16 protein-coding genes are annotated in these 17,236 nt (G+C 55.8%); 6 read left to right on the forward strand and 10 right to left on the reverse strand.

Annotated features, from left to right (window positions below; genetic code table 11):
- Positions 1-126: 126 nt before the first annotated feature.
- From ROE7235_RS11870 to ROE7235_RS11885, 4 genes are all read right to left on the reverse strand, one after another.
- Positions 127-516 carry a DUF3768 domain-containing protein gene (locus ROE7235_RS11870; RefSeq protein WP_074788322.1) on the reverse strand — a complete coding sequence of 130 codons (390 nt, stop codon included), beginning with the start codon at positions 514-516 and terminating at the stop codon, positions 127-129.
- 87 nt (positions 517-603) lie between these two features.
- Complete coding sequence (locus ROE7235_RS11875; RefSeq protein WP_074788323.1) at positions 604-813, reverse strand: DUF6330 family protein; 210 nt, start codon at positions 811-813, stop codon at positions 604-606.
- A 25-nt stretch (positions 814-838) separates the two neighbouring features.
- Entirely contained in the window at positions 839-1,777 is a 939-nt protein-coding gene (locus ROE7235_RS11880; protein WP_074788324.1) for an ArdC family protein, read from the reverse strand.
- 40 nt (positions 1,778-1,817) lie between these two features.
- Complete coding sequence (locus ROE7235_RS11885) at positions 1,818-2,288, reverse strand: hypothetical protein (RefSeq protein WP_074788325.1); 471 nt, start codon at positions 2,286-2,288, stop codon at positions 1,818-1,820.
- A 318-nt stretch (positions 2,289-2,606) separates the two neighbouring features.
- On the opposite strand from ROE7235_RS11885, the gene ROE7235_RS11890 reads away from it, so the two are divergent.
- Both ROE7235_RS11890 and ROE7235_RS11895 read left to right on the forward strand, forming a co-directional pair.
- The gene (locus ROE7235_RS11890; RefSeq protein WP_074788326.1) at positions 2,607-2,957 is read left to right on the forward strand and encodes an MbcA/ParS/Xre antitoxin family protein; all 351 of its coding nucleotides are present in this window, start codon (positions 2,607-2,609) and stop codon (positions 2,955-2,957) included.
- The gene (locus tag ROE7235_RS11895; protein WP_121095750.1) at positions 2,957-3,469 is read left to right on the forward strand and encodes an RES family NAD+ phosphorylase; all 513 of its coding nucleotides are present in this window, start codon (positions 2,957-2,959) and stop codon (positions 3,467-3,469) included. The genes ROE7235_RS11890 and ROE7235_RS11895 overlap by 1 nt, the downstream gene beginning before the upstream one ends.
- Before the next feature lie 163 nt (positions 3,470-3,632).
- Here ROE7235_RS11895 and ROE7235_RS11900 read toward each other — a convergent pair whose 3' ends face one another.
- From ROE7235_RS11900 to ROE7235_RS11915, 4 genes are all read right to left on the reverse strand, one after another.
- A complete protein-coding gene (locus tag ROE7235_RS11900) occupies positions 3,633-4,682 on the reverse strand; it encodes a helix-turn-helix domain-containing protein (RefSeq protein ID WP_121095759.1) in 1,050 nt (349 codons plus the stop codon).
- Positions 4,683-4,857: 175 nt separating this feature from the next.
- Positions 4,858-5,952: a plasmid partitioning protein RepB gene (repB, locus tag ROE7235_RS11905; RefSeq protein WP_245963948.1), complete on the reverse strand. Its 1,095-nt coding sequence runs from the start codon at positions 5,950-5,952 to the stop codon at positions 4,858-4,860.
- Positions 5,952-7,139, reverse strand: coding sequence for a plasmid partitioning protein RepA (repA, locus tag ROE7235_RS11910; protein ID WP_019956879.1), 1,188 nt, complete (start codon positions 7,137-7,139; stop codon positions 5,952-5,954). The genes repB and repA overlap by 1 nt, the downstream gene beginning before the upstream one ends.
- Before the next feature lie 288 nt (positions 7,140-7,427).
- Entirely contained in the window at positions 7,428-8,312 is an 885-nt protein-coding gene (locus ROE7235_RS11915; protein ID WP_121095752.1) for a recombinase family protein, read from the reverse strand.
- Between the two features lie 227 nt (positions 8,313-8,539).
- Between ROE7235_RS11915 and ROE7235_RS11920 the strand changes: the two genes are divergently transcribed.
- From ROE7235_RS11920 to ROE7235_RS11935, 4 genes are all read left to right on the forward strand, one after another.
- Entirely contained in the window at positions 8,540-9,607 is a 1,068-nt protein-coding gene (locus ROE7235_RS11920; RefSeq protein ID WP_121095760.1) for a hypothetical protein, read from the forward strand.
- Between the two features lie 362 nt (positions 9,608-9,969).
- A complete protein-coding gene (locus ROE7235_RS11925; protein ID WP_121095753.1) occupies positions 9,970-12,849 on the forward strand; it encodes an Hsp70 family protein in 2,880 nt (959 codons plus the stop codon).
- A gap of 4 nt (positions 12,850-12,853) precedes the next feature.
- Positions 12,854-14,020 carry a 3'-5' exonuclease gene (locus ROE7235_RS11930; protein WP_121095754.1) on the forward strand — a complete coding sequence of 389 codons (1,167 nt, stop codon included), beginning with the start codon at positions 12,854-12,856 and terminating at the stop codon, positions 14,018-14,020.
- 14 nt (positions 14,021-14,034) lie between these two features.
- A complete protein-coding gene (locus ROE7235_RS11935) occupies positions 14,035-15,405 on the forward strand; it encodes a hypothetical protein (RefSeq protein ID WP_121095755.1) in 1,371 nt (456 codons plus the stop codon).
- Between the two features lie 86 nt (positions 15,406-15,491).
- Here ROE7235_RS11935 and ROE7235_RS11940 read toward each other — a convergent pair whose 3' ends face one another.
- Together ROE7235_RS11940 and ROE7235_RS11945 are read right to left on the reverse strand one after the other, a co-directional pair.
- Positions 15,492-15,977 carry a hypothetical protein gene (locus ROE7235_RS11940; RefSeq protein ID WP_121095756.1) on the reverse strand — a complete coding sequence of 162 codons (486 nt, stop codon included), beginning with the start codon at positions 15,975-15,977 and terminating at the stop codon, positions 15,492-15,494.
- Positions 15,964-17,103, reverse strand: a complete 1,140-nt coding sequence (locus ROE7235_RS11945; protein WP_220669563.1) for a helicase-related protein — start codon at positions 17,101-17,103, stop codon at positions 15,964-15,966. Before ROE7235_RS11945 ends, ROE7235_RS11940 begins: the two co-directional genes overlap by 14 nt.
- Positions 17,104-17,236: the final 133 nt, after the last annotated feature.

Below are 17,236 nucleotides of genomic sequence, written 5' to 3' on the forward strand. Positions count from 1 at the left end.
TCTGCGCGATCATCCGCGCGACCAATCCCCGGGTTCGGGGATCAAAACGACAAAAGGCCTGCTTTGCCCTTTGAGGGTCAGCGGGCCTTGAGTGTCGGAGGTGTAGGATTGAGGCTGCCCCCTGCCCTACCAGTCGCGCGCCAGCATGATGGTCAGCACGCGCATGGTGGTCGCGGGGTTGTCCGGGGTCTCGGCCCCGTATCGGAAATCCGAGTCAGCCTCGTAGAGATCGATTTTCCAGAACACGGTCTCACCCCGGATCTCGACCGCCCCGAAATCGTGCCAGCCTTCGGGGTCGTTTTCGGGCTCAAACGTCTCGAACGTGCCCGTGGCCTTTACTGCCTCCGCCATGAAGCCATCATCGGCCTCCATGAGCGAACGGGTGACATGCATGCGGCCCTGGATGGGCTGCGCGGGCGGGATGCCGAGACAGGCGAGCTGGCGGAACGCGTCGTTCTGTGCGGCGATTACGGTCGGGTCCGGGCGGTCTGTCTGGGATTGAGCGGTACTGGTCATGGGGCTCTCCTTTGAGAAGTTGAAACACCCTTCTCAAAGCCTGCTTTTTCTTTTCCACGTGGCGGAAGAACCGAGGCCGAAGGTGCCTTACCCGAACAGCCGTCTGCCTCTGTAGTTCGGGTTGGGGATGGTTTCGATCCAGCCGCCCTTTTCCGTGATGCTCTCAAGCGCTGCCGAGAGCGGATAAGCACCCTCGGACTGGCTCCACCAATAGGCACCGCGTTCGAAGGTGATGATCCTGCGGTGACCACCAGGGAAACAGGCGACCCGCAGCGTCTTTGGGTCCTTGTGTGACATGGGAATCTCCGTTTGCGGGGTGTTATCAGGCAGCCTCGGCGCTGCCCCCTGCCCTGCCCGCCTCCGAGCTGGCGATCAGGTAGTCACAGGCGCGCTGCGCATCCGCGGCGTGCTTGAAGATCGCGGTTTTGTCCGAGCGCAAAACGCGCAGCCAGTTGTAGAGGTAAGCGGCATTCATCTCGAGCGTATGCGCCGTGAACCCAAGCTCCTGTCCCAGGAAACAGGAGGTCAACTCGGCCACAATCTCTTCGCGGGCATAAGAAGTATTGCCGAACCGCGAGAGGCCATAATCGCGGTTCAGCCGATGCGGGGCTTTCGTGGCATGGGCAAGCTCATGCGCCCAGACCCCGTAGAAATTGCGCGGGTCCTGAAACCGCGTGACCTGCGGCATGTAAACCTTGTCCACCGGCGGCAGGTAGTAGGCCTCGCCGCCCGCGAATACCGTGGTGATGTCGATCGCATCGAAGAATGTCTGCATATACGGGATGGGCTCTGCAGGGGGATGTTCGGGCGTTGGCTCCGGGTCTGGGTAGAAGCTGTCGGGCAGACCCTCGATCTGGCAGCCATTGAACACGCGATATGATTTCTGGAAGCGGAAGATCCGAGCCTCCTCGGAGTGATCATCGCCATCGCCGCAGTCGTCGTCGTTATCGGCGCCTTTCCGACTTTGGCCGTAATACACCACGACGGAGGACTTTTCGCCCTTGCGGACCTTTGCGTCCAACGCATTGGCCTGCGGCAGCGTCATCCAGAAGGGCGAGCTGTGGCCTGCCATCACGGTCCGCATGGTCAGCAGGAAGTTGTTCACCCCCAGGTAGGGCTCACCGCCCACGCGCAGGGGACGAGAGCTGCCACCTGCCGTCCAGGGCTTGCGCCACGGCAGGACGCCGCGCTCGATGATGCGGATGATTTCGTTTGTGATGACCTCGGAGGCATCGAATTTGGGCGTGCGGGATCGGGCCATGGCTGGCGTCCTTTCGTGTGTTGATGAGAGAGAATGGGATTCAGGTTGACCGACGGGTGCGCGGGTCGTTGGCGATCCTCGCACCGAGCTTTTCGACCATGTCGATGTAGGTGGTCAGTGGGATGGACCTGCCGGGACCCCAAGATTCAGGGTCGATCGATCCGTCCCGCGGCACGCGGGGCAGGTTCGCGAAGGCGATCACATCGGTGACGGGTCGGATATCGATGAAGGGCGTCCTTCGTGCGACCGCAAGAGCGGCCAAGGGCAAGCGCTCGATCGGCGCGAGCGTGGACACGGTGGTCCAACCGAGATGGATGAACGTCCCGCCATGTCCGCAGATCACATGCGCGTCCGGCAATGTCGCCGCCTGCCTGAGATAGCCGAGATCGCGCAACACAGTCTCGCGTTCGAGCCGCCGCGCCAGCTCGGTCTTGCCGGTTCGGCGCAATTCCTTGTGCCGCCACCAGGAGGCAGCGGTCGCGCGCAACACGCGCAAGACACCTGTTTGCATGGGAATGCCCTTCGTCAAGAAAGACAGACCGGAATCCGGCCCGGACCCATTTGAGGGACCCCAAAGGCCCTCATCCGTCAGTCACAAAACCCGAAGGACACTTTCACTTTTTGGCGGGCAGAACCGACAGGGCTGGCAGCTTCTTCAAATATACGTCTCAGGCAGTGCTCAAAGCACCAAGACCTGCGGCATTTTCCAAGATGTGCGTGTTACCGGGACATGAATTTCTTGGGAGAAACGCGGAGTTCACTGCTGTTGACTTGATATTCGGTAATATTGCCGCTATATACCGTCATAATGACCGTATGGAGTAACGTTATGCACATCACAAACTTTGCAGAAGGCGGACAGTTTGAACCGCGCAAGATCGCAGCAGCGCTGCGCACCTCGGCAGAGGAGATCGCAATGACGGTTGGTCTTGGCAAGGATGCCATGCAGCGGCGGAGCCGTATCAGCTCGGACAAGACACAGCGCCGTTTGCGCGAACTGGTCGAAGTGCTCAACAAGGTCGAGCCGCGGTTCGGGTCGGAACTGATGGCTTATGCCTGGTATCGCTCAGAGCCCCTGCCCGGGTTTGACGGCCGGACCGCGATGCAGTTGGTGCAGGACGGCAAGGCGCAGCAGGTTCTCGAATACATAGACGCGGTCGACGCAGGCGTGTTTGCCTGATGCCTCTTAACGCTGGGCGTTATACAGGTCCGCTCTACCGCGCCCTCAACCCTGTCTATGCGCGTGAACCTCTCTCTGGGCGTGGTGCTGAACTCTATGGAGGGCGATTCAACGCGAAGGGCACCCCGGCCCTCTACACCGCGCTCGACCCAACCACGGCGTTGCGCGAAGCCAACCAGGTGGGAAGCCTGCAGCCCACGATCCTTGTGTCCTACGCTGCCGACCTTGGCCCGATTCTTGATACCCGCAACGCAGACGCAGTTGCGCAATACGGAATGACAAAAGGCACACTCGCAGATCCGGGCTGGCGCGCAAGGATGCTCGATGGGCAAACTGTTCCGACGCAGGACTTTGCCGCCAGTCTCATCACTGACGGCTTTGCGGGCCTTCTGATCCGAAGCTTTGCTAAGGGCACATCGGCGGTAGACAACAACATTGTGCTGTGGCGCTGGACTGGCGAAGGATGCAGACTTGACGTTGTGGATGACGAAGGCCGACTGTCCCGGATGTAAGAAAGCTTGCTTAGCGCGCCGTCATCTTGATGTTCATAAAGATTCGTGTTGATTCTCTGACCACCGCGGTGTTGACGCTTTTCCGTATGGAGGTTGCTAAGTGTCGCCGTCATTGGCTTCCTTGATAGTGGTCGGTAATGCCCATCTCGTTGCAAGTTTGCTATCACATTCCTTGCCTCATCATTGCGTCGAAGTAGGCGTTGGTATTTCTCACATGCCCTGAGCTGGCCCTCAGAAGCATCTCGTCGAGTGCAAGAAGAAGCCGTCCTGGGCCGTGTTCTCTGAGATGTTTTAAGATTTTGTCTTGTCCTATTCTTAGCAACTTCCCTACGTCTGCCAAAATCCTTATAACCGATTGATGGTCTCTTGGTTCATTGGGGAAAAACTCTGACACGTTTTTTAGGTCTTCCCAAGCCATAGTGGTTGGGTCTCCTCGTTCCCGGTAATCAGAGCTGGTGTGACCACCTATCGCATCCTTTTTTATATTCAATCTTGTGGGTTCTACGTGCCGGACATTTTGTCCGTCGTCGCCGGACATTTCGTCGGGCATCAGTGCGTGAGCGTCGTGGTTTCCGGCCGGAAACTCTTTGATTTCTACTCCGGTCAACTCTGCCAATTTCTTGATGAGTTCTATGATCTCTTCGGCTTTCAGAGTGGCACGCCGTAGGATGTTGCGCACTTTTTGGAGAAACGAGACTGTCTCCTCATCCTTTGCTTGACGCAGAGCTTCGACACGAAGAGCCAGTGCCTCGGCCTTAAGTGACCGTAGCTTTTCCTGATCGTCCACAAGCTGTTCTGCGTGTTCGGTGAGCTCTCTTTCCCGTTCAAACATTGGCTGCAAATCGAAGCCAAATGCATCTCTGATCAATCCACCGTAGCGAAGAGGGAACCGCTTCCGGGTTGCGCTATCCCTGCGGCGGATCAGCCCCGCATCCACGAGGTGTCCGATACACCGCCGGATCGTTCTCTCGTTCAGGCCGTTCGTTCGCTCCGACAAGGACGCGTTTGAGGGGAAGACAATGGTCATTGAAGCCACTTGTCCAGCCTTCTTCGGCATGAAGCTGATCAAGGCCTGAAGCGTTACTAGATCATTTGGTGTTAGCCCGAGTTCTTTGCGAAGCACTCGGATCGGTTCGATGACCCTGTACGGGTTTGTACTGAGTACAGAAGATCGTTCCGCCAAGGCGGGGGTGTGAGAAAATACCTGTCTCATGATGATTTTGACAGAAAAAGCTTCCCCGTTCACCGCGAACGGTGTTGAAATCGATTCGCCTTCGGGGTATCAATCAGGTGTCGAAGCTAATTGAGGCCCTTCGGAAGCGTTGCTTTCGGGGGGTCTTTCCTTTTCTGACGTGTCCTCCTTTCGGCTCTGTTTTTGTTGTCTTTGGTTACGTGTCCTCGACGTCGAGATCCTCCGATGTCGGGGCGGCCAAATTTGAAAAATCGTCAGGATCACCACTTGTGGGCTTCGGCAGGACGGTTTGGCTCCTATCCACCTCGTTGGTGTCGATTGTGGCACTCATACCCGCACTCTTGTCCGCCGCTCGCGCGGCAGCCAAAGCCGCTAAGGCGGCCTTCGGGTTCTCTGATATCCATGCATGAAGTCCGTTTTCACTGCTCTTAACGGTAATGACCACGTTCCTTTTGGTGATCTTTACAGAGCCGTAGTCTGTCGCGATCGCTGAGAGGGAAGGAGGTTTTTGCCTCCGCATCATTACCTCAAAGGTGGCGAATCGCTTGTCCGAACCGTTCCCGGCATCTTTGGATTTCAAAATTTCTGCCGTGAAGTTCTGGTTTCCGGCCGGAAACCCGAGGCTTTCGTAGGATTTCGCAGCCGCATACCAGCGATCACGACCAACCCCCGAGGCAGGTCCAATTGCTTCTATGATCTCTGTGGGAATGCAGGATGTGACTTGCTTCATCCGGGCGAGGCCGGTGAGCTTAGCCCCGCCGCGCCGCGCCTTCTGGTCGATATTCAGGGCATCACAGACCAATCCTTCATCTTTCCCGGAATCCAGGAGAAAACGTGCGAATAGGGCCTTTTCGATCCAGCTAAGGTCCTTGCGGAAGCTGTTTTCTTGTCCCTGAGCAAGAATAGCCTGATCTTCATCGAGGGATCTGATCAGGGCCTTTGCTGGCTTTCCGATCAGGCGAAGCGCTGCGAGACGTCTACGCCCGTAGATTACCCTGTATCGGCGTCCTGTCGGGCTGATGAGTATTGGGATTAGCTGGCCTTGTTTCTCGATACTCTCGGCAAGTTCCCGGATCTCTTGATCGTCATCTAGTGAAAGACGATCCTTGAACTCAGAGTCATCGATCAGATCCGTACTGATCTCCTGAATGGAAGATTGTGCTGCATCTTGAAGGGAACGGGCCATGCCGGAAAGGGCAGGGGCTCTGGACTGGGCTTGGGTGGAGGAAAAGGAGGGATCTTCCACTTTTTCCTCGTCGTCAGGAATGTCGAATGTAACTTTGCGGGCCATTATTTGCGCCCCCATGCGGTCCCGATAAGACCTTCAACCTCGTCAACGACCCCGTTGATGGATTCAATTGCCCTATCATAGGTCTGCCGGTGAAAATCGGATCTTGCAATTTCGTAGAGCGTCTGTTGGGTAAGGCCCGCATCCGAAACAGCAGAAGACTTCAGGAATGGCTGTGTGAGTACATCATCGGTGAACATTGTCCGAAGAAAAGCTGCCATCTGTGTTTGGGGGCCGTCATTCGGCTCAAAGCGTGTGATCAGGAATCGCATGAAGTCCCAGTCTGGAGAAGCACCTACATCTGCGATTGTTGCCATTAGGCTGGACGTGAGCTGCAGGAACTGCGCCATAGAGGCCACATCAAGCATGCTCGGGATGACAGTCACGATCAGCGAAGTTGATGCAACCAAGGCAGAGAGTGTCGTAAATCCGAGCTGGGGAGGACAGTCGATGACGACAACGTCGTAGTCGGCTTCGACCTCATTTATGCACAGGGCAAGCCTCTGATAGAACGGCGGACGGATGTTGTTCCGAAGGGCATGTGCAGTTTCCGTTTCGAACTCGGACAAAAGCAAACCGGCCGGTGCCAGGTCAAGATTGTGGAAGTATGTCTTGAGCAAAATATCTCGGAAAGGGACGGGATCCTCATAGCGAAGGGCATCATAGACGGTGCCTACTTCAGGAAAATCTAGCTCCGGCCGGAAACCGAACATGGTGGTCATGGATGCCTGAGGGTCTAGGTCAATTGCCATGACTCGGTATCCATCTAGGGCCAGTTTTTGTGCCAGATGAATTGCCGTTGTCGTCTTGCCCGCTCCGCCTTTGAAATTGGCGATAGAGATGATCTGGATTTGCTCCCCATCTCGGCGGCGAGGTACGATGTGATGGAACTTTGTGCTTGACGCTGCAATCTCATGACGGGCGATGTCGATTTGCTCTGCCGTGTAGAACCTACGGCCGCGGGCGTCTGTCTCGATCTCGCCTAGATTGAGCCTGTCTTCGAAGAACATCTTCCTTAGAAAGTCTTGGCTGACCCCAAGGACTTGGGCAACCTCTGTTGAACTGAAACGCCGCAAGGCCTTTCGCTCATCTGGTAGAAAGGACTTGCGCATGTTCACATCGAGCGACTTACTCAGACGTGTTGCCATGGCCTGGATCTTTTGATCCATTCGAATCCGCTGCTCGTTCATGCTCGTCTCGCTGCCCGTGTTTCGGGTCTAATTTGAGAAAGAACGCGAAACCGACCGAAACTGATGGCTTGCGTTCTTCTGGAAAAATGTCACTAAAAGCCTTGACGGGCAAGAGATTTCTCGGACACGGCGGTCCCGCAGAAAAAAATACACATAATACAATAACTTACGCCGTCTCCTCCCTGCGTCTCAACAACTGCTTGTGGTGCCATTGGCGTGGTGACCCAAGATATACGCGATAACCATAGGGACCTTTCTCTACTTCTGAACGAATCTGATTCCCAAAGGTCACTCAAGCAACCCCAGTTTCTCGGCCCGCTCCAATAGCATTTTCACCGACGAAGGCTGCCAGCTTGTCCGCCCGCGGGGTGTGCGCTCGCGCATCGCTTCCAGCCGGGTGCAAATCGCCTGAAGCGTGATGTCGGGGTCCGTACCCTTAATGCCGGCGATGATGGCGGGCAGGCGGTCGTCCGTTTCGCGGCGCCCGGCGCGGGCCAGAACCTCGGCAGGCAGGAAGCCGTCGCGGACATAGGCCTTCACAGCGCGTATTAGGCGGCTTTGGGTCCAGCGACGCGCCTCGGGTAAGGGGCCGTTGATGATGCGCAACACGTCCTCCCAGGCCAAGTCGGGGCGCAACCGGCGCACATGGGGCACCCAGTCTTGCGCGGTCTCATTCAGACGCTCCATGTAACCGTCCTGTCGCGCCAGCCGCACCTTGCGAAGAGCAGCAGGGTCTCGCGCGCGCAGGCCCGGATTGCCGCCCACGCGTCCTTTGGTCCTTGCGCTCGCCAAGCCGGCCTTCGTGCGTTCCCGGATCAGGGCGCGTTCAAACTCGGCCGCGGCCCCCAGAACCTGCAGCGTGAACTTGCCCTGCGGGGATCCGGTGTCGATGGGGTCCTGGATCGAGCGGAAGAAAGCACCCTTGGCCTCCAGCCGCTCGATCACCTCCAGCAGATGCGACAGCGACCGCGCCAGTCGGTCGATCCGAACGACAACCAGAGTGTCGCCCTTGACCACGCGCTCCAACACGCGCGCAAGGACCGGCCGCGCACGATTTCCGCCCGAGGCCTGTTCTTCATGGATCTCGGCACAACCCGCGGATTTCAGGGCCTGCGACTGGGGCAGGGGGGTTTGATCCTCGGTTGAAACGCGCGCGTAGCCTATCAATGGCATCAAAACAGGCCTTTTGCAGTTTCATACATCACTGATAAACGACCGTTTGTAAACGAATGCAAGGGCGTGCTCTGTTGCGCTATTCGTCAGAAACCCCTTGGTTTCCAGTATAGCCAGCAGGATCAGGGAGCTTTCGCGGGCCGTCGCACGCGCATGCTATATAAGGTGTGCAGACACATCTTTGGAAAACCCTTGGGTAATATGCAGAAGTGCCGTATTTTGCAGATATGAAGACTCAGGTGCCTTTAGAGTATAATACGTTTGACGATCCTTTTGAGGTCGCGGAGGAGCCTGAACAGACGTCCGAGGACGACCTGTGGTTCCTGCCCGGCCCGATGGAAGAGGAGCCGGACTATCTGCCGCCCGGAACAAAGTCAGAGCCACATGAAACCGCAGTCGTCGACGATTGGCGACAAGCCGAGGCGGGCAATGCCGCCCGTCTCGGCCGAGTGGCCGGTCGGCTCGGCGCGCTGGACGACCGGTTGCACCGCGGCCCGGAGGGATGGCGACATCGGCTCGCCCTTATCGAAGCTGCAGATCTCAGTTGGTTCGTGGGCGACCGGGTCGGCTCGGATCGGCTGGCGCTCTGGATGTCCATGCAGTTGTCGGGCGTGCAAGAGGACATTGGGGCGCTTGCGCGTGCCGCATGGGCTGTGCGGCGGTTGACGGGCGGTCCCGTGCCCGAGGCAGACCTGCCCTCGTTTCTCGATCGCCGCGATCCCGAAAACGTGTCAGATGATGCCGAGCCGTTCGCGGATCGCGCAGGCGGGTGGCTCGACCTGATGGCAGCAGCAGCTGATCTGCATCCGATTAGCCGCAGTTGCATGGGCTTTCACCTCTGGAACCTCGCGGGCCTCGGACAGCAAGGCGACCGGATGGAAGCAGCCGTCACGGCGGGGCGCATCGCGGCCGGCGAGGGAAAAGGGGCGGCCTTCGCGCCGATGGCGATGGGCGGGGCTGGGGGCTTGCGTGCTAGTGGCCCGCCTGCCGAGCGACTAGTCCGCTGGCTTGACGGTATGGAGAATGCCATTCTAAACGCGACGCGTCATTTAGACGATATTGAAGCCTGGTCGGCGCGGGCTGAAATTGTGATGGGTCCGTTGTCGGGCCGCACGCCGCGGGCCTTGCGCGTGGTGCTGAACGAATGGCCACTCCTGTCCGCCCGAATGGCCGAAACCCTGACGGGTGCAAGCCGGGCAGCAGTCCAGCGCAACCTCGCGTGGATGGAAACACGAGGTCTGATCCGGGAAGTGACGGGGCAAGGGCGGTTTCGGATGTGGCGTGGCGTCGTCTGAAAACAGTATCCGCTCGACATCCATCGCGCCGTTCAGGATTCAGTGAGTATTGATCGTCCATGCTTAGGCTTAGTTGCGCAAATGCTGAGAGTGATTCATCTTGGTAATTTAGTGTGGTAGATGCGGTAGAGGGGACGTGGACGTGCAAGACGAGCAGACCCATTCTTGTGCGCGGAGGAAGTTACCATCAATTTCACTCACCTCTTGCGCTTCGTTGGACGCCATCGCTCGCTCCTCGGAGAGGCTGCCCAAAAAGCATCACTAAATCGCCCATTTGTTCTCAAAAAGTGGGTACAAAAAATGGGGATGGTAATGGTTACCGCCAGCAATCAGATTACTGTTAAATCTTTGGGGGAATCTACTTGAGTACTTGGCCTATTTTTCAGAAGGATATTGTGCAAGTCCTCTCCGTTTTCCTTTCGAACACACTTCCGGCTATAGGTGGTGATCGATGGTGGAAGTTCTACGTCTTAGATCAACTTAATCCATATCAGGCTCATCGCCTTCAGAAAGCGCGGGGGCAGTCGCTTGGGCAGTTGGACCTCGCGGCCCTTATTCGGGTGGCTTTGGCCAGTTGTGAGGAGATGACTGTCAAGAAATGCGCGACACGGGAGTTTCATGATCTTCTGGAAGCGATGAAGGCTATACGGAACAGGCATGCACATTCCCCGGCCGATGGCATTCCAGTTGCAATTGAGGCGCGTGACCTTGAAAGTAGTGCTGATTTCGTTGCATGCATCGACAAGTCTTCAATTCTACCCGACCAGCTTCGAGCTGCAGCGAAGCAACTCCTCTATCAGGAATCTATGTTGAAGCCCGCAAAAGCTGCAACATCATCTAGAAAAAGCCCGCTTGCCGTGCTGCGCCATCCGGAACCATTGTTGCCTGAAAATAGTCTTCAGAACAAAACGTACATCGGAATGGATTTTGGCACCTCGACTACCGTTCTGAGTGCAGTCTCACTAAGGGACGGAGCTGAACAGGTGGATGCTCTTATCATCGAGCAACCTGACCAGGATGGCGTAATGACGCGCAATCACTTGGTCAATACCGTCATCGCCTATGTCAACAAACGGCTAGTGTTCGGGCGCGAAGCATTCCGCCAAAGATCTTTTCTCCACGAAGGGCGAAATGTATTTTCTTCGTTCAAAATGCGTTTAGGCGTCGATCTTGGTCCAACTTATCCAGAGACGGCCGTGCGCGCTGGTGTGCTCAAGTCTGGCCACAAGATCGAGTCCGCACAAGACGCCGCAGCAATGTTCTTCCGCTTCATAAAGAGAGGCGTGCAAACCGCGCTGGATACCGCAAAATTGCCGAAAACGCCCGAGTGGTGTGTGTCTGTGCCCGCCTCATTTGAGGCAAACCAGCGCAAGGATCTGGAGACAGCTTTGCGAGCCGCGGGTATAGTTACCAGTTCGGTCGCTCTTATAGATGAACCGAACGCCGCTTTTCTCTCCTACCTCTTCGAGACATCACGAGGGTTGAACGACAGTAAGCTTCTGGAGCTACTGCGCGAACGATCTATCAACGTCCTGGTTTACGATTTTGGCGCCGGTACCTGCGACATTTCGGTGCTTTGTCTGGAGAGTCGTGAGGAGGGGATCGTGTCTCGAAACTTGGCGGTTTCGCGTTTTACTGCTCTTGGCGGCGACGATATCGATCTCGCTCTTGCCCGTCAGGTGCTGCTGCCGCAACTCATCGAATCGTCCGCTCCTGTGCAACCGTCCCAACGGGATATCGAAGAGCGGATCCTGCCAAGGCTTCAGCCCACAGCAGAGCTACTGAAGATCCGACTTCTTGAGCACGCACGCGACAAGGGCATCGAGACGACCGACGGGCTGCGAGAGGCCAGTGACCTGCGGGTGACTGCTCTGGATATTGAAAGCTTCAAGATAGGAGCCGATGAGTTCCATCTGCCGAAACCTGGTGCCACGCTCATTGACCTTGCCACTGCGCTCGAGCCATTCACCCGATTTCCAGTGCCAGCGGACGATCGCACTGCGCATGTTTTTATCCCGGTCCAGGATGCTCTGGAAAAGTCTGGACTTACTGCGGATGATCTAGACGGCGTTCTCTTCATCGGTGGCAGCAGTGAAAATACTATCGTCCGTCATACTGTAATGAAGGCGCTTGGAGGGACAGTCGAAGCGATCGTGCCAAAGGATCTTAGAAGCCATGTCTCAAAGGGTGCGGCTCTGCATTCATACTGGTACAATGGTTGTGGCTTTGACTTCATACAACCGATTACTTCTGAACCGATCCTCGCGTTGGTCCGAGGTGGCGCGTTTGAAACGATCCTTCCGGCATCCACTCCGCTGCCCAGCCAAGTGACCATAAGTGATGAACTTATCGTGGAAGACGAGGGGCAGAAACGCATCGAGATACCGATCTGTGTCTCAACAGCAGACAAGCTGCTTGGCGTGATCGTGATCGATTCTCCAGACCGAAAGGGCTTTCAGCGTGGCACCAGAATTTCAATTTCTGCCAGCATTTCGCGAGACAAACTGCTTGTGGTAGAGGCGCGGATCGGAGATCGCGTCGCAAAAACTGCTATGCTCAACCCGATGGCCAACCGACCCGTATCGGAAACCGAGGCAAGACTCCTAAAGGCGAAACAGGCCTTCAACGAAGTGCTTCTGAAACATGGCCCGCGCCCGCCGGCGGCAAAAGTAATTGCTTATGCGAACGCCGCCGAATCTGCAGGCGATCATCAACTTGCCGCTGAACTGTTTCAGAAAGCTGAGCAGCTTGATCCGACGCGCAACTTTGCTGTGTCTATCACTTATAACTATGCTCGCGCTGGAAAACATCAACTAAAGGAACTGTGGGCGCGGAAGGCCTACGAGAGAGAGCCCTCGGCTGCTGCGGCCTACAATTTGGCCATCAATGTTGAAGGTTCGGACGAGAAGGAAACATTATTCCGCGAAGCGCTTCGCTATGAGCCGGACTACCACTCCGCTATCCTCGCTCTTGGGCGGGTATTGTTGAGGAAAGGGGACTCAGAAGGGACTGAACTCCTAGAGCGATCCGCTAAGAAGCTCAGCCAGCAGCTGAGCACGCACAATATTGATGAGAGCGGATGCCGCGTGCTGGCAAGTGTATCACGCGAACTTGGCCAGACGGATGTTGCTCAGGAAGCTGAAGCTCGTGCAAAGACGCTTTCACCCAAGCAGCAGACATCCGCAGCGTATTCAGAAGATAACCTCGCTGCTCTTGCCAGACCCGCGATAGAAGGAAATTGATGGTTTGGGGTGGTATGTTCCGTTTGAAAAGCTTGGCCAACAACAGTCGGCAATTATCCAAGAAATCACACGCGGTATCGATGCGAGGAACCATTTCATTAATGGGTTCGCGGGGAGCGGGAAATCTGTACTTTTAACCCACGTCCTTGAACGTGTTGCCGCAGACCGGATTGGATCACGCATCGTTTTTTTGAGCTATACCCATGCGCTTGTTGGAATGACCAAGACAGCATTAATGGGCTCGGGGCTCGATGAGGCGACTATGAAACGCATCGAGTTTTCGACGGTACACAGCTTTATGTACGGAGATCGGGAGGCGGACTACGTTTTTGTCGATGAAGTTCAAGATCTGCAAGCGGACTGGCTCGATAAGATAAAACGCAAGTCCCGTCACGTTGTTCTGGCTGGTGACTTCGTTCAGTCCATTTATGATGAAACGGCGTCTTACAATGACATTCTTCAGGTCTTCGATCCGATGGTCCACGAACTGCGGGAAGTATTCCGCTTAACTCCGTCTCTCAAGCGAGTTGCAGTATCGATTTATCCTGCTGCAGACAACATCGTTGAAGCAGATCCTGTCAAAGTGGGAGATGCCGATATCAGGGATGTGGAGTTTGACACCCTGGAAGAAGAGGTCGAGTGGGTTTTGAGCGAGGCATGGACAGTGCGCGCGGGCGCGGGTAGCCCCTCGGCACTGCTTTTTCACCATCATCACGATCTGAGGCTTTTCTACGAAGCAGTTTTCCGTGTGCGATCAATCAACTTGCCGATTGAACATCCGCGAGATCTGACGGAACGATACATTAACATGAACGACGCAATGCAAGCTGCAGGCATTCCTTTGAGCTACTATGGTAACAAGGTGGGTACGCTGATCCATGGCGAAAAGGGTCCCCATGTCTATCTGATGACGATCCACAGCGCCAAAGGGCTCGATTTTAAGAATGTATTTCTGCCGGGCTTGAACCGCGGGCCTAATAGCACCCTTTCTCCATCTGAGCATTTTAAGCGCCCAGTATCATTCGTTGGCGTAACCAGAAGTTTTGAGAACTTGTTCTTGTCGCACTCGCAGGGCGCGATGGAAACGCCATTCGACAATTTACCAGAAGACGTCGTGAAAAGGTGGAAGCCGCGCCGCCCGACCAATGTAGACGACGAGCTGTTTTTTTGACCGGGAGCCATCAAATGAATAGGCACATCGTTGTCATCACTTTTCTTGAGTTGCTGAACTGGAACAGTAAGGGTCTGCTTCGCGTTGCGTCGCAACGCCTAGTATGGTGCCACGGCGACGGCGCCGCTGCAGCTTTTCAATCGTCTCTGCAGTTCGCACCTGATCTCGAGCCTGTGGACGACGCTTTTCTCATCGCCAATGTCGAAACGCCGCCGCGCGACTCGGGAAACGGCACACTTTTACTTCCCTTGGACGGAACTAAGTTCGAGGTGCTGTCAGAGCGCAGTTCTCGGCTCCTTTCGCCCGCCGCAAAGCGAATGAATGCTAGTCTTGAACTTGCAATAGAAAGTATCCAAGACGCGTGGGTAAGCTGGAAAAAGCGCTACAACAGCGAGAGCGCAGACCAGCAGTCACGCCGCATCTGGGCTTGGGCTTGGGCAAATCCTTGGCCATCTGATCCGCAAAGCCCGCAAGAGCAACTTCTTAGAAATTCGAAAAAGTGCATCGCTGAAATGTCACGGCTACTCGCAGAGAAACCTGACCTACGAGAAAAAATTGCCGGAACTTCTGCTGAAGCGTGGATGCATATGGCCCTTGCAGCAGAGCAGAGGGAACTTCTTGCATCGGAAGATGATGCGGAATGGCGTCGAACGACCAGAGCCTACATCACATCTTGTGCGCGGACCGGACAGTTGAATGCCGCTTTTTTCCAGAACGCTGACCCCGCCTTTTCTAATGCTTTTGAGGCACTTCCTCTCGACCGCATCGAGATGGCAGAGTTTGTGGCCGTGGCAATCGGTGAACATCATGCGCTGCGTTTGAATACGGGGCAAGAACCCGATCTTGGAGCACTAGTTTCGGATCTTCATATTCTGTCAGATATTGTCGCCAAAGTCAGGCCTGACAGTCAGAAATTAATATTGTCCACAGCACTTTTGGCTCTCGGTGGGTTGTTGCCCGGTACTGCTGTAGGCGCTCTTATCGCTAAGACCGATCTCAAAACTGGTTGGGGAATTCCACTACTTCAAGGCAACAAAGAACAAGAAATAGCCGAGGATGGAATGCAAATAGTTTCGCCTGGAAATCCTGCTGTTACGGTGCCCCATTCGATCGCTGTGAGCGAGGCCATTGATAACGAAAGTGGGCCTTCTGGCGCGAATCCTGAAGCAGTTGCAGTTGCAGTTGATCGCGAGACAGAACCGCAGCCAAGTATGGTTTCCGCGACAGTTGCGCCCTTGGAAAGTAAAGCGGAGGATGATGGGCAGACAGCATCAACGAAAAAGAGCAAGCCCAAACCGAGCACGAAGCCCAGAAACAAGAAAAAGCAAACATCAATTAGTAGCGAAGACGATCCGCCACCTGACCAAAGCAAACTCCCGTTTTGAATGAGGGAGCCTCGGGGGGCAGGTCAAAACCCGCGGGCGATGAAGTGTAAGAGCGCGGAGGTGATAAGGTGCCGATGTCGAGGTTTTTAACTGCGGCGGCGAGATTCCGTCGCGATGGCATAGGTAACGCCTGAACGTTTCCACACGAAGTGCTCCTTTGCATAGGCGAGCGCACTTGGAGCCACCACAATACTGAGATGGCTTAATTTTTCCAAATTTTCTATGGCGTTTTGGAACGTCTCGAGATCAGAATCGGCAAAGGAATCGCCTAGAACGAAGATGGTAATCCGCTCCAAATTACTCAGCATAAACAGACCCGATGATGTTTCGAGATGGTCGGATTCAATCACGGCCTCACGGATTTTACTCGCCCATAGCATTTCATCGAGTTCGTCCACGGCAAGCCATGGCCGTGCCTCTTTCGGCCCTTTCCGCGGCCCAGGGGCAACATTAACGATGATTTCTGCTTCTGTAAGCCACTCTTCCAGAAGCCCTTGCGGGCGGCCTTTCAACGTGATGGCCGAAACGCATTCTTTGAAGATCTTTGGGTCGTCGTGGTCAAGGTATTTCATGCTGTTCGTCTCCTTGCAGGTTGGTGTAGTCGCTATCGGGTAGGTGTGTAAAATCCCCTGGTGCCAAGCGGATCATGAGCGACTGTATATCTTGGGATGCGGAAGTTTCGAGTATCGCGAGCAGGTCTGACTGGCGCGGCTGCCCGAAGGCAAGCCGATAGAGTGCCGTGGTCTTTATCAACCAAGGTGCAAGTCCCGCCTCGCGGGAAAAAGGAGGCAAAGGCAGAATAGACTCAATGAGGGCAGGTGCATCGAGATTGCCAGTATAGAGCCAGTGCGGGCACATCCCTAAACGTGACATGCCCAGGTTTTGGGCCTCTTCTTCTGCGGCAGCAAGCATCGCCGGCCAAGCGGGGCCATCGGTTTCGCGGGCGGCCGCAACCTGGCAGGTGGCAATGTTGCTGCGAACCGCGTGATTGAGATATCGCTGAACCCGACCCTCGCGTTGCTCCAGGTCTGCTGGGCTTCCAGGCAGGTTCCAGTGCCAGATTCGGTGGCAGTAGTGATGGAAGTCCAGACCTTCCTGCCCAACGGATGTCGATGCGAGAACGAAGGGGCGGAAGGGCGAGTTGAACGCTTCGCGAAGGGTGTCCAGGCGCGTCTGGCCGCCCTCGCCGTCTTTCGCGGCGTTTGCAGCAAAACGGGCCGCGAGATGCGAAGGCATGTTGAAGCTTTTGCCTGTGAACGGGTTGCGCGCGGTAATCTGCGCCGTGCGCAGGCCCACCGCATCTTTTACTCGCCTAGCCAGCCCCTCGTATGGCGGCTTTCCGGGAATGGTTTCGGGGGTCAGTTTTCCTCCGGTGAGCTGGTACAAATATTCATCGAGCACGGCCTGAAGATCATGTTCAGCGCAATAGTCGATGACTTTTGACCAAGCGCCTTCCTCTCCGCCAGAAAGTAGCAAAGGTCGAACTTCGCGGTGGTTGAACATTGTCAGGAAGCCTAGCGCGATACTGGCAGAGGCCGATGCCAGATCTGGCGACGGCTCTTTTGCATAACGGCGCAGCGACCTGAGCAAACAAACGGCCGGAGACCCAAGCGCCACCCGCGCCAGAAACGTCACCGCCTCGTCACTGGCGGGTACGCTTGCGCGAACACCATTACCGGCGGTGAACTGGTCCAGCAACGAGGGTGAAGTGGTCCGGCAAATTTGGACAGCGTGCTAAGATGTATCCAACGCGCACGAATGGATACGAGAATGACAAAGCGACGGAACTTTTCAGACAAGTTTAAAGCTGCTGTGGCGCTTGAGGCGCTGC

The organism is Roseinatronobacter ekhonensis (assembly GCF_900499075.1).
In the GTDB taxonomy this organism is placed as follows: domain Bacteria; phylum Pseudomonadota; class Alphaproteobacteria; order Rhodobacterales; family Rhodobacteraceae; genus Roseinatronobacter; species Roseinatronobacter ekhonensis.

What these genes read in the sequence shown, in the direction of transcription:
- ROE7235_RS11870 (WP_074788322.1), bottom strand. Translation starts at nt 516, where the DNA reads ATGACCAGTACCGCTCAATCCCAGACAGACCGCCCGGACCCGACCGTA.
- ROE7235_RS11875 (WP_074788323.1), bottom strand. Translation starts at nt 813, where the DNA reads ATGTCACACAAGGACCCAAAGACGCTGCGGGTCGCCTGTTTCCCTGGT.
- ROE7235_RS11880 (WP_074788324.1), bottom strand. Translation starts at nt 1,777, where the DNA reads ATGGCCCGATCCCGCACGCCCAAATTCGATGCCTCCGAGGTCATCACA.
- ROE7235_RS11885 (WP_074788325.1), bottom strand. Translation starts at nt 2,288, where the DNA reads ATGCAAACAGGTGTCTTGCGCGTGTTGCGCGCGACCGCTGCCTCCTGG.
- ROE7235_RS11890 (WP_074788326.1), top strand. Translation starts at nt 2,607, where the DNA reads ATGCACATCACAAACTTTGCAGAAGGCGGACAGTTTGAACCGCGCAAG.
- ROE7235_RS11895 (WP_121095750.1), top strand. Translation starts at nt 2,957, where the DNA reads ATGCCTCTTAACGCTGGGCGTTATACAGGTCCGCTCTACCGCGCCCTC.
- ROE7235_RS11900 (WP_121095759.1), bottom strand. Translation starts at nt 4,682, where the DNA reads ATGAGACAGGTATTTTCTCACACCCCCGCCTTGGCGGAACGATCTTCT.
- repB (WP_245963948.1), bottom strand. Translation starts at nt 5,952, where the DNA reads ATGGCCCGCAAAGTTACATTCGACATTCCTGACGACGAGGAAAAAGTG.
- repA (WP_019956879.1), bottom strand. Translation starts at nt 7,139, where the DNA reads ATGAACGAGCAGCGGATTCGAATGGATCAAAAGATCCAGGCCATGGCA.
- ROE7235_RS11915 (WP_121095752.1), bottom strand. Translation starts at nt 8,312, where the DNA reads ATGCCATTGATAGGCTACGCGCGCGTTTCAACCGAGGATCAAACCCCC.
- ROE7235_RS11920 (WP_121095760.1), top strand. Translation starts at nt 8,540, where the DNA reads ATGAAGACTCAGGTGCCTTTAGAGTATAATACGTTTGACGATCCTTTT.
- ROE7235_RS11935 (WP_121095755.1), top strand. Translation starts at nt 14,035, where the DNA reads ATGAATAGGCACATCGTTGTCATCACTTTTCTTGAGTTGCTGAACTGG.
- ROE7235_RS11940 (WP_121095756.1), bottom strand. Translation starts at nt 15,977, where the DNA reads ATGAAATACCTTGACCACGACGACCCAAAGATCTTCAAAGAATGCGTT.